This window comes from Methyloceanibacter sp., from assembly GCF_051306395.1.
Lineage (GTDB): Bacteria > Pseudomonadota > Alphaproteobacteria > Rhizobiales > Methyloligellaceae > Methyloceanibacter.
The window spans coordinates 1-10,834 of the sequence record NZ_JBPPND010000009.1; the positions used below are offsets into that span (position 1 = coordinate 1).

10 protein-coding genes and 1 tRNA gene are annotated in these 10,834 nt (G+C 64.3%); 7 read left to right on the forward strand and 4 right to left on the reverse strand.

The genetic code is table 11. From position 1 onward, the window contains the following. Positions 1–222: 222 nt before the first annotated feature. The 3 genes from ACSLE4_RS00600 to ACSLE4_RS00610 form a co-directional block, all read right to left on the reverse strand. Positions 223–441 carry a hypothetical protein gene (locus ACSLE4_RS00600; protein ID WP_435902550.1) on the reverse strand — a complete coding sequence of 73 codons (219 nt, stop codon included), beginning with the start codon at positions 439–441 and terminating at the stop codon, positions 223–225. Between the two features lie 405 nt (positions 442–846). After that, positions 847–1,005 (reverse strand): hypothetical protein, encoded by a 159-nt coding sequence (locus ACSLE4_RS00605; protein WP_435902551.1) that lies wholly within the window; start codon positions 1,003–1,005, stop codon positions 847–849. Positions 1,006–1,301: 296 nt separating this feature from the next. Then, positions 1,302–1,377, reverse strand: a tRNA-Lys gene (locus ACSLE4_RS00610). Between the two features lie 182 nt (positions 1,378–1,559). On the opposite strand from ACSLE4_RS00610, the gene ACSLE4_RS00615 reads away from it, so the two are divergent. From ACSLE4_RS00615 to ACSLE4_RS00635, 5 genes are all read left to right on the forward strand, one after another. Further along, a complete protein-coding gene (locus ACSLE4_RS00615; RefSeq protein WP_435902552.1) occupies positions 1,560–1,832 on the forward strand; it encodes a DUF3311 domain-containing protein in 273 nt (90 codons plus the stop codon). Then, on the forward strand, positions 1,829–3,367 hold the full coding sequence (gene mctP / locus ACSLE4_RS00620; protein WP_435902553.1) for a monocarboxylate uptake permease MctP: 1,539 nt from the start codon (positions 1,829–1,831) through the stop codon (positions 3,365–3,367). Before ACSLE4_RS00615 ends, mctP begins: the two co-directional genes overlap by 4 nt. 64 nt (positions 3,368–3,431) lie before the next feature. After that, entirely contained in the window at positions 3,432–3,926 is a 495-nt protein-coding gene (locus tag ACSLE4_RS00625) for a hypothetical protein (protein ID WP_435902554.1), read from the forward strand. A 383-nt stretch (positions 3,927–4,309) separates the two neighbouring features. Continuing rightward, positions 4,310–5,293 (forward strand): KPN_02809 family neutral zinc metallopeptidase, encoded by a 984-nt coding sequence (gene ypfJ / locus ACSLE4_RS00630; protein WP_435902555.1) that lies wholly within the window; start codon positions 4,310–4,312, stop codon positions 5,291–5,293. 120 nt (positions 5,294–5,413) lie between these two features. Beyond that, positions 5,414–6,625, forward strand: a complete 1,212-nt coding sequence (locus tag ACSLE4_RS00635; RefSeq protein WP_435902556.1) for an amino acid ABC transporter substrate-binding protein — start codon at positions 5,414–5,416, stop codon at positions 6,623–6,625. Positions 6,626–6,688: 63 nt separating this feature from the next. Here the strand turns inward: ACSLE4_RS00635 and ACSLE4_RS00640 are convergent, their stop codons facing one another. Further along, positions 6,689–7,615, reverse strand: coding sequence for an SPOR domain-containing protein (locus ACSLE4_RS00640; protein ID WP_435902557.1), 927 nt, complete (start codon positions 7,613–7,615; stop codon positions 6,689–6,691). Positions 7,616–7,860: 245 nt separating this feature from the next. On the opposite strand from ACSLE4_RS00640, the gene glmU reads away from it, so the two are divergent. Continuing rightward, positions 7,861–9,210, forward strand: a complete 1,350-nt coding sequence (gene glmU, locus ACSLE4_RS00645) for a bifunctional UDP-N-acetylglucosamine diphosphorylase/glucosamine-1-phosphate N-acetyltransferase GlmU (RefSeq protein WP_435902558.1) — start codon at positions 7,861–7,863, stop codon at positions 9,208–9,210. A gap of 113 nt (positions 9,211–9,323) precedes the next feature. Further along, a partial coding sequence (glmS, locus tag ACSLE4_RS00650) for a glutamine--fructose-6-phosphate transaminase (isomerizing) (RefSeq protein ID WP_435902559.1) occupies positions 9,324–10,834 on the forward strand: 1,511 nt, incomplete at its 3' end.

A 10,834-nucleotide genomic window follows, 5' to 3' on the forward strand; every position in this document is an offset into this window, starting at 1 on the left:
AAGAGACAGGTTGGACAAGGACATTGTCACTCGGCCCCCAGCAGCTCAGGCAGCCTAGCAACATTCACCGCAATACGCCGAGCCAGAGGAGCATCACAATAACCAGCACCACAAACCCTGCCACGCCCAAAACGACATGCCTATTTCTGGCTGTAAGGCCCGCCAAAAATAGAGCGATGATAGCCACCGGAACTAAGTAGACGATCCATTTCATGTGGCATCTCACTCACGCGAGGCGCTGCCCAACAGCTCCGGCAGTTTAGCAACATTCAGAGCAATGCGCCGCGCCTCATCGAAGGTGAGCACCTTGGCGATGTCAGCTTCGGCCTTCGTCTCGCGAGCGTAGACGTAGACGAGTGACTGGCCATTCGCGTCGATCACCTTGAAGCCGCCCGGTATCTGCTCGACCGTCCACGGTTGCGGGAAACGGCGTGATGTCATGGGAGCCTCCCTCTATTGGCTCCCCCCGCACGCCGAGAATATCACCCTAAGGGTTCGTTAACCAAGGGAGGTGGAGGATACCAAGAGCAATGCAAGCAGCTTTGGAGAAGGTTCCAATGGTAAGCACGCCAGAGACGAGAGACGATGAGGAGCCCAGCTATTCGGCCTGGCTAGACCTGCCTTTATCGACGCGAGAGCCGATGACAGTTAAGGATGCCAACGCTGCCCGCGCGGCTCTACGAGCCCTCGACACCCGCACTAACATACAGCGGATGCTGGGCGAACCTCCTCGCTGGCGCAGCGCCCTAGCGCAAAAGGGGCGCTGACCGTGAAGCCAGCGCTCCTCTTAGCGTTGCCGGTGAGGTGAGCACCGGCTGCGCGCTCCCTTAACTGGCTAGCTCTTCTCTAGGGAAGCCAGCTTGAAGTTGGGCAAGCATCTGGTCGAATGTGCGCCAGGCCAGATGCGAAGTCGTGAAAGCGGTCACAAAGAAACTGTTTCTGTTCCCGCGTCATCCTGGCGAGCAAATCGGAAAACTGCTGGTCAAGCGGATCAATGGCGATCATGCTCAATCCTCCCTGCGAGATAATCGCGGACGGCGTTGAGAACCCAGCCATAGGGCTCGTGTTTTAGTGACAGAAGGCAGTGTTGGCCCTCTCTTATAATGTAGTCGATTGCTGCGTTCGCATCTTCGGCAGTCCGAACAGGCACGCCGACGAATTGCTTCTCGGGCCGCATCGGCAGCAGCCGCCGAATAGGGAGTTGGGATTTTTTCGAGCATGAAAACCTCCGTTGGTTACCTAGGATGTTACCTACGGAGGGGAAGGCCGGGGCGTTTAAGGGTCTAAGTCCTTGAAGAACTTGGTGAGCGCGCAGGGACTCGAACCCTGGACCCTCTGATTAAAAGTCAGATGCTCTACCGGCTGAGCTACGCGCTCTCACCAAGCGACCATATGAGCCGCTGCGCCGGGGAGGTCAACAAACAAGGGCATTTCCGCCCGGATGTTTCGCCGCAGCACCGCGAGGAGCGGGCGAGGGCGCTCGCGAAATACCCCGTCGCGATTCCCCGAAAGCTTCAGTAAGGTCCGCCCGGTCCAAGGAACGGGACGGGGGACGGATCATGGCCGGAAAGGGAGAAAAATCGCGCCTCTTGCGGCATTGGCCGCGCTTTCTGCTGATCATCCCCTTCCTGCTCGTGGCTTACGTCCCGTTCTATAACCGCATTGAGCCCACGCTCGGCGGCATTCCCTTCTTCTACTGGTACCAACTCGCAGCGATCCTTCTGGGCGCCGCCGTAGTGATGGCTGTCTACCTCCTCGAGCGACGGCCCACGCGCACGGACCGCGCACCCGGAAAGGTCGATTCGTCCGGGACTCCGGGAGACATCCTGTGAGCTTCAACGTCACCGCGGCGAGCGTCTTCGTGGCGCTGTTCTTGTTCGTGACCTGGGTGGGCTTCATCGCCGCGCGCTGGCGGAAGGCCGATCTCAACCTGCTGCATGAATGGGGGCTGGGCGGCCGGCGCTTTGGCACCGTGGTCACCTGGTTCCTGCTCGGCGGCGATCTCTATACGGCCTACACCTTCATCGCCGTCCCGGCGCTCGTCTACGGCGCGGGCGCCATGGGCTTCTTCGCCGTGCCCTACACGATCATGATCTATCCGATCCTGTTCTTGGTGTTCCCGCGGCTGTGGACCATCGCGCGCGAGCGCGGCCACGTCACCGCGGCGGACTTCGTGCGCGAGCGTTTTGATTCACGGCTGCTGGCGCTTGCCGTGGCGCTGACCGGGCTTGTGGCGACGATGCCTTACATCGCGCTTCAGCTCGTCGGCATAGAGGTCGTGATCGGCGCGCTCGGCTTTCCAGCCGGTGGCTTCACCGGCCATCTGCCGCTGATCATCGCCTTTATCATTCTCGCCGCCTTCACCTATACCAGCGGCTTGCGCGCGCCGGCGCTCATCGCCGTGGTGAAGGACTTGCTGATCTTCATCACCATCTTCGCCGCCATCGTCATCATCCCGGCAAAGCTCGGCGGGTATGGCGCGATCTTCGCCAGCGTCCCGCCGGAGAAGCTGCTCCTGACGCCGCCTTCCGGCAGCACGCTCGGCAGCTACAGCGCCTTTTTCACCCTCGCGCTGGGCTCGGCCATGGCGCTGTTTCTCTATCCGCACTCCATGACCGGGATCTTGAGCGCTTCGAGCGGAAAGGTGATCCGGCGCAACGCCGCGGCCTTGTCCGCCTACTCTTTCGTGCTCGGCCTGATCGCGCTGCTCGGCTACATGGCCATTGCCGCCGGCGTCGATAAGAACCCGCTTCATGCGGCGGGCTTCGAACAATTCGGCGCGAACTTCGCCGTACCGGCGCTGTTCCTCGACATGTTCCCCTCTTGGTTCGTGGGCGTCGCCTTCGCGGCCATTGCGATCGGGGCACTGGTCCCTGCGGCGATCATGTCGATCGCCTGCGCCAACCTCTTCACACGCAACCTCTACAAGGAATATTGGCGCCCCGATTGCACCGACGCCGAGGAGGCGCGCATGGCGAAGATCGTCTCCCTCGTGGTGAAGGTCGGCGCCGTGTTCTTCATCCTGGCGATCCCGCAAGCCTACGCCATCCAGCTGCAGTTGCTGGGCGGCATCTGGATCATCCAGCTCCTGCCACCGATCCTGCTCGGGCTGTTCACGCGCGGCTTCAACGCGCATGCGCTGCTGCTCGGCTGGGCCGCGGGCACGGCGCTGGGCACCTACATGGCGGCCACACGCGGGTTCGTGTCGTCCATCTATCCGCTCGAGATCTTCGGCGTCACTTTGCCCGGCTACGCGGCGCTCTACTCCGTGATCGTGAACTTTGTCGTGGCCGCCGCGTTGAGCCCCGTGCTCGACCGCCTGTGGCCCCGTACCGGCGCCCTCGACCGGGCCTCGAATCGCCGATAGGCTTGGATTCGCCGATCGAAATTCGCATGACGTCGATGGTGATCGGCAAAGGGAGGACTTTCACATGGCTCAACACAATCCAAGCAGCCGCGCATTTCTGCTCATCGTCTTGGGCGGCATCGTGATTGGCTTTGTGATTGCGGCGTTTCTGTTGGGAGGGGATGACAGCGAGACGGGCGCCAAGATGGACAAGCTGGAACAACCAGCGGCCGAGCAGCCCGCCGCCGAAGTACCCCCGATGGAGGCGCCAGCGGACGATATGTCCACCGACAACACGCCGCCGGACGAAATGCCGCCCGAGGAGATTCCGATGGACGACGCCGGTATGCCCGACGACATGACCCCGCCGGATGAGATGAGTCCGCCCGGCGAGATGCCCGCCGACGACGCTGGTATGCCCGACGATATGACTCCTCCGGATGAGATGATGGACGAGCCCATGCCGGACGAGCTCATGCCGGACGAGCTCATGCCCGACGAGGCGCCGGATGCCATGTCGCCGGACGAGAATCCGGACGAAGCGATGCCGGAGAACCCGCCGCCCGCGCCCAATCCGTGAGCGGCGCGCACGCGGCGTCTGTATCGACGATCTGAGAAGGCCCCGCGGGCGGAGTGCACAAAAGAAGAGCCCCGGCGCGGGGAGTGCCAGGGCTCGTACGCATTACACAGAACGCACTACTGCCCAGACCGAACTCAACTGGGCATGTGGAAGGATGCCTATCCCCTATGGCAGTTCTGTGACGATTCGTTGTCAGTTACTTTAATAGCAACAAGGATTTGCGGGGTCGCTCTCACCCTATTTGGCGCAAATCCGCGACTCTTCGAACGAGGCGCTTTGCGAAAGCCTTCCGCGACACGCTGGTAGGCGCGATAGCCTTGTGCGGTCTCGGCCTCCATGCACAATGCGCAGAGTTTAGGCGATCGGTCGGCGAGGGCGGTGCAATGCGGTGGCGTGGCCAGAGAGAAAGCGAGAATGTCGAGGACCGGCGCGGCCAGCGCCGTGGCTTTGGCTTTCCGTTTCCTGGCGGCGGCATGCGCGTCCCCTCCAGCGGCGGCGGCGGCGGTGGGCGCGGCGGCGGGAGCGGCATTGTCGGCCTGCTGATCAGTCTCGGCTTGGTCGTGTTCTTTGGCGTCGATCCTTCGGTCATCATGCAAGGCCCGGGTCCGGGCGGCGGGGGCACGGGCTTCCCCGACATACGTCTGCCGCAACAGCAGCCCGATGCCACCAACTTCCCCGTGCCCGGCGGTCAGGCGCAGATCGAGCGGCCGAAATCGGCGGACGAGGATGATCTCAAGAAGTTCATCTCCGTCGTGCTCGCCACCACCGAGGACAGCTGGACACGGACCTTCCGGGAGCTCGGCGCGCGCTACCGCGAGCCGAAGCTGGTTCTGTTCAGCGGCTATGTGCGCTCGGCCTGCGGCACGGGCATGGCCGCCATGGGACCGTTCTACTGCCCCGCCGACGAGAAGGTTTACATCGACCTCGATTTCTATCGCGAGCTGAAGAACCGCTTCCGCGCGCCGGGCGATTTCGCCCAGGCCTATGTGGTGGCCCACGAGGTCGGCCATCACGTGCAAAAGCAACTCGGCATCGCCGACAAGGTCGAAGCGGCGAAGCGCCGGATTGGACGCAAGGAGGGCAATGCCTTGCAAGTCCGCATGGAGCTTCAGGCCGACTGCCTCGCCGGCGTGTGGGCGCACCGGATGGAGGCCGATAAAGGGCTCATCGAGCCGGGCGATATCGACGAGGCTCTGGGCGCGGCCAGCGCCATCGGCGACGACCGGATCCAGAAGCAGACCCAAGGGTATGTGGTGCCGGACTCCTTCACCCACGGCTCCTCGGAGCAGCGCGTGCGCTGGTTCCGCCGCGGCTATGAGGATGGAGCCCTTCAGGCCTGCGATACGTTCAATACCGAGCGACTCTGACCTGGGTGAAGGGCGTGGGGAGCCTCCTGTCCGGTTTGCGTGATGCGCCGGGCCGGAATTGCGCGTAAGCTCTTGAGCTTGAGGGGATTCGGAGAGCGGCGGGGCTGTTACGTGTCGCCTATGCGGGGGCTATTCGCCAGTATCGGCACTTTCTTAGCCGTCTTCGGCGCCAATACCGCTCTGTGTGCTGAAAATGTCATCACGCTCGGCGCGGCCGTGTCTCTGACCGGCAAATACGCCCTCAACGGCACCAATACCAAGAACGGCTACGACCTCGCCATCCGCCAGATCAACGACAAGGGCGGCGTCAAGATCGGCGGCAAGCCCTACAAGCTCGAAGTGCGCTATTACGACGACGAGTCGACGCCCGCGCGCGGCACCGAGCTCGTCGAGCGGCTGATCCAGCAAGACGGCGTGAATTTCATGCTCGGCCCCTACAGCTCGGGGCTCACCAAAGCGATCCTGCCCATCGTCGAGCGCCACAAGGTGCCGATGGTGGAGGCGAACGGCGCGGCGCGTGAACTCTTCACCAAGGGCTACCGCTATATCTTCGCCGTGCTGTCCACGTCCGATCAGTATCTGCGGCCGGCCATGGAGCTTGCCGCGGCCCATGCCGACAAACTCGGCAAGAAACCCGGCGAGCTCAGATTCGCGATGGCGACCGGGAACGATCCTTTCGCGCAAGATGTGCGGGCCGGGGTGCTCGACGACGCCATGCGCCTTGGGATCGATTGCGTCATCGACGACCAGTTGCCACCCGAGCTCAACGACATGTCGGTGACGCTGACCAAGGTGAAGGCGCTGAAGCCCGATCTTCTCGTGGTCTCGGGCCACGAGAAGGGGGCGCTCACCGCCGTCAAGCAGGTTGAGGCGCTGCGGGCAGATATTCCCATGATCGCGCTCACCCATTGCGATTCGGCGCGGCTGGCGGAGCAGTTGCCGAAAGCCGCGTCCCATGTGTTCTGCGCAAATCAATGGCACCGCTCGCTCGGCCACAAGGGCGAACTGTTCGGCTCGGCAAACGACTTCGCGCGGCGTTTCCAGGAGGCTTACGGTTACGAGGCGCCCTATCAGGCGGCACAGTCGGCGGCGGCCGTCTATGTCTTCGCCGACGCGATCGCGCGTGCCCAAGATCTCGACACCGAGAAAGTGCGCGACGCGATTGCCGCAACGGATCTGGCGACCTTTTACGGACCCATCAAGTTCGACGAGAGCGGCAAGAATATCGCCAAGCCCATGGTGCTGACCCAGATCATCGATGGGGAATATGTGGTCGTCGCGCCCGAGGAATGGGCGGTGCAACATCCCGTGATCCCGCGTCCGGCCCATTAACAGTTAGGGCCACGCGCTTATCGACGATCGGCCGGCTGTTTCTCGGCGGCGAGTAATGCGCCCCTAGAGTGCGTCCCCCGCATAGACCGTGGCGGAGCAGGGCCGGTCGGCCTTCTGGAACAGCGAGCAGGCGCCTTCGGCGTCTTGAGCGTTGGCGAAGGGCCCGGCGATCAGCCGCCACTTCTTGTCTGGTGCGAGAACGCGGCGCGGCTGCAAGCCGGCCACCAGCGCGGCGTGCTTGGTCAGATATTCGCGCCATAGGGGCCGCAGCTCGTCCCGCTTGCCCACGGTCCCGATCTCGATGCCGTAGCGGGTCGAGCCGTCATTGGCCGCGGGAGGCAAAGCGACGGGATCGAAGGCGGCGATCTCCACCTCTTCCTCGGCCACCGCCGCCTCAGGCTCGTCCGCGACCGCCACTTGGGCAGGCGCCTCGGGCTCAGGCGCCGCTTCAACAACAGGTTCCGGCTCGGGCTCGGGTGCTGTAGCCACCGGAGGCGGCGCGGGAGGCGGGGGCGGCGTCTCCACCACGGTCTCCTCGACCACCTCTTCTTCGACGACTTCCGCTTCGGGCTCCGGTTCGGGCGCCGCAGCGACAGGTGCTGGCTCTTGCGCTCTGGGCGGCGAGGTGGACACCGACGCGGAGGGCGGCAGCGCCGCAACCGGGCCGATGAATCGCTCGATCGGTTGCAGCCGGGCATCGAGCGCCGCCAGTTGCTGCGTTAGATTTTGTATTGTGCCCTTGAGCGCGGAGACATCAGCGGGGTCGGCGCCGCTGACAACCGGTGCGGGGGGCGGCGCAGCCGCAGCGGGCGGCGCGTCCGGAGCCTGATCTTCGCTTACGGCGCTGAGCTGGACGACCGGACCGCCGAGCGCCGTGGGGTCGGTGAAGAGGGTGAACAGGTAGAAGCCCGACAGGCCGGCCAGCGCGATCCACAAGACCGCGAAAACGTTCCGCGCTACGCCCCGCCCGCCTGTGCGCCGCTTTGCCATGGGATTCGACCTTCCGAATGCGAGGTTTGGTCGCAAAAGCGACCTGAATGTGGCTTGGAGTCAGATTGTCCCGCCGCTCTTCAGCGAGATTACTCACTTCATCCGTATGGTCAATTTTCCCGTGGGGTTTGATGGGGCCAGGGCGGTGGCCCTCGGCGGCGCTTTGGACTAGACAGGGCGCGTTTAAGGAAAGTTGGTACGAAGATGCGATCTTCGGCTTCGCGGGAAAAAATCATCGAGACAGCATGACCCAGGCTTTCTCCATCATCCTTGCCGCCGGCAAGGGCACGCGCATGAAATCGGACCTGCCCAAGGTGCTCCACCGCCTGGCGGGTGCGCCCATGCTTGCCCATGTGCTGCGCGCCGCCGCCGCCGCCGGTATCGGCCGCGCGGGAATAGTCGTCGGGCCGGGCATGGAGGCGGTGGGCGAGGCGGGGCTTGCGGTCGATCCCAAGGCGCAAGTGTTCGTGCAGCCCGAGCAGCTAGGAACCGCGGACGCGGTCAAGGCGGCCGCGCCTGCGTTCGAGGGCGCGAAAGGCCCGGTGCTGGTGCTCTATGGCGACACGCCGCTCTTGCGCGCCGAGACGCTCAAGGCTGTGCTAGGTGAGCTCGAGGCGGGCGCCGACTTGGTGGTCATCGGCTTCGAGGCGTCGGATCCGACCGGCTATGGCCGCTTGCTCTTTGACGACAAGGGACGGCTTGCGGGCATCCGCGAAGAAAAGGACGCGAGCGCGGCAGAGCGCGCGCTGACCCTGTGCAATTCCGGCATCATGGCCTTCCGCTCCGCCGAGACGCTGTCCGGTCTCCTGGCGCGCATCGGCAACGACAACGCAAACGGCGAATATTATCTCACCGACGCGGTGGCGCTCGCCCGCGCCGACGATCTCCAGGCGCGCGTCGTGCTGTCGAACGCCGAAGAAGTGCTTGGCGTGAATTCCCGCGCGGAGCTCGCCGTCGCCGAAGAATTCATGCAGCGCCGCTTGCGCGCCGCCGCCATGGCGCACGGCGCGACGCTCCTGGCGCCCGAGACAGTGTTCTTTAGCTATGACACCGTGATCGGCCGCGACGTAACCATCGAGCCGAACGTCATCGTTGGCCCGGGCGTTCGCATCGCGGACGGTGTCACCATCAGAGGCTTCTGCCATATCGAGCAGGCGAGCATCGGCGAGGGCGCCACGGTCGGACCTTTCGCGCGGCTGAGACCCGGCGCCGCGCTCGCCAAGGACGCGCATGTGGGCAACTTCGTCGAGATCAAGAACGCCGAAGTCGCCGAAGGCGCGAAGGTCAACCACCTCACCTATATCGGTGATGCCAGCATCGGCGCGAAGGCCAATATCGGCGCCGGCACCGTCACCTGCAATTATGACGGCTTCGCCAAGCATCGGACCGAGATCGGCGCGGGCGCGTTCATCGGGTCCAACACTTCCTTGGTCGCGCCGGTGAAAATCGGTGACGGTGCTTATATCGGCTCGGGCAGCGTCATCACCAAGGATGTGCCGGACGACGCGTTGGCCGTCGCGCGGGCGCCGCAGGACGAGCGCGCCGGGTGGGCCGCCAAGGTTCGCGCACGCCGCGCGCGCGCCAAGTCCAAGTAGCGGCTTGCCGCAATATCAGCCTGGAGCAAGCGCAACAAAGGGACACAGCTCGTGAATTGCGACACACCGGCCGTCTGGCTAGTCAGAAATATGGGATCGAGGGAGTAGGGACGATGTGCGGGATCGTTGGCGTCCTCGGTAAGGGACCCGTTGCGGAACTCTTGGTCGATGCGCTGAAGCGCCTCGAATATCGCGGCTACGACTCCGCCGGCGTGGCGACTCTGGAGCAGGGGCGCATCGAGCGGCGCCGCGCCGAAGGCAAGCTGCGCAATCTCGAACAGCTGCTGAAGGTGGAGCCGCTGCAGGGCATCACCGGCATCGGCCACACGCGCTGGGCCACCCACGGCAAGCCGAGCGAGGCCAACGCCCACCCGCACATGACCGATGACGTCGCCATCGTCCATAACGGCATCATCGAGAACTTCCGCGAGCTCAAGGCGCAGCTGATGGCGGAAGGCGCACCGTTCTCCAGCGACACGGACACCGAGGTCATCGCGCATCTGATCACGCGGGAATTGCGCGACGGAAAGGATCCGGTCGCCGCCGTCTACCAAGCGTTGGCTCACCTGCAAGGCGCCTTCGCGCTCGCCATGATCTTCCGCGGCTACGAGGATTTGATGATCGTGGCCCGCCAGGGCAGCCCGCTCGCCATCGGTTATGGCGACGGCGAGATGTTCGTTGGGTCCGACGCCATCGCGCTCGCCCCCTTCACCGACCGGATCGCCTATCTCGAGGACGGCGATTGGGCGGTCATCACCCGCCAAGGCGTCGCCATCCGCGACCGGACCGGCGCGGGCGTCACCCGCCCGGTGGCGACGTCGCACGCCACTGGTCTCGTCGTCGACAAGGGCAATTACCGCCACTTCATGGCGAAGGAGATCCACGAGCAGCCGGAAGTGGTCGGCCATACGCTCGCGCATTATCTCGATCTTGCCAATTATCAGGTGGCGCTGCCGTCTTTGCCGCTCGACTTCTCGCAAGTGAGCCGCTTGTCGCTGTCGGCGTGCGGCACCGCCTTCTATGCATGCCTCGTCGCGAAATACTGGTTCGAGCGTTGGGCGCGGTTGCCTGTCGATGTCGATATCGCGAGCGAGTTCCGCTACCGCGAGGTCGCGCCTCCCCCGGGCGGCGCGGCGTTGTTCGTCTCGCAGTCCGGCGAGACCGCCGACACGCTCGCCTCGCTGCGCTATTGCCGGCAGCAGCGCCAGCATGTGCTGTCCGTCGTCAACGTGGAGGAATCCTCCATCGCGCGCGAATCCGACGTGGTGCTGCCGACCCTTGGCGGCCCTGAGATCGGCGTCGCGTCCACCAAGGCGTTTACCTGTCAGCTCACCGTCCTCGCCTGTCTTGCCATCGCCGCCGGAAAAGCGCGCGGCGTGATCGGTCACGAACTCGAGGCGGAACTCGTCAAGGCGCTGGTCGAGGTGCCACGCCACATGGCGACGATCCTCGCCGATGAGAGCCCATACGAGACACTCGCCCATAGCCTGTCCAAGGCGCGCGACGTCCTTTATCTCGGCCGCGGCACGAGCTACCCCATCGCGCTCGAAGGGGCGCTCAAGCTCAAAGAGATCTCTTACATTCACGCCGAAGGCTACGCGGCCGGTGAGCTGAAGCACGGTCC

Bases quoted from the DNA above. Each gene is read 5' to 3' on its own strand.
- ACSLE4_RS00600 (WP_435902550.1), bottom strand. From the start codon at position 441: ATGACATCACGCCGTTTCCCGCAACCGTGGACGGTCGAGCAGATACCG.
- ACSLE4_RS00605 (WP_435902551.1), bottom strand. From the start codon at position 1,005: ATGATCGCCATTGATCCGCTTGACCAGCAGTTTTCCGATTTGCTCGCC.
- ACSLE4_RS00615 (WP_435902552.1), top strand. From the start codon at position 1,560: ATGGCCGGAAAGGGAGAAAAATCGCGCCTCTTGCGGCATTGGCCGCGC.
- ACSLE4_RS00625 (WP_435902554.1), top strand. From the start codon at position 3,432: ATGGCTCAACACAATCCAAGCAGCCGCGCATTTCTGCTCATCGTCTTG.
- ypfJ (WP_435902555.1), top strand. From the start codon at position 4,310: ATGCGGTGGCGTGGCCAGAGAGAAAGCGAGAATGTCGAGGACCGGCGC.
- ACSLE4_RS00635 (WP_435902556.1), top strand. From the start codon at position 5,414: ATGCGGGGGCTATTCGCCAGTATCGGCACTTTCTTAGCCGTCTTCGGC.
- ACSLE4_RS00640 (WP_435902557.1), bottom strand. From the start codon at position 7,615: ATGGCAAAGCGGCGCACAGGCGGGCGGGGCGTAGCGCGGAACGTTTTC.
- glmU (WP_435902558.1), top strand. From the start codon at position 7,861: ATGACCCAGGCTTTCTCCATCATCCTTGCCGCCGGCAAGGGCACGCGC.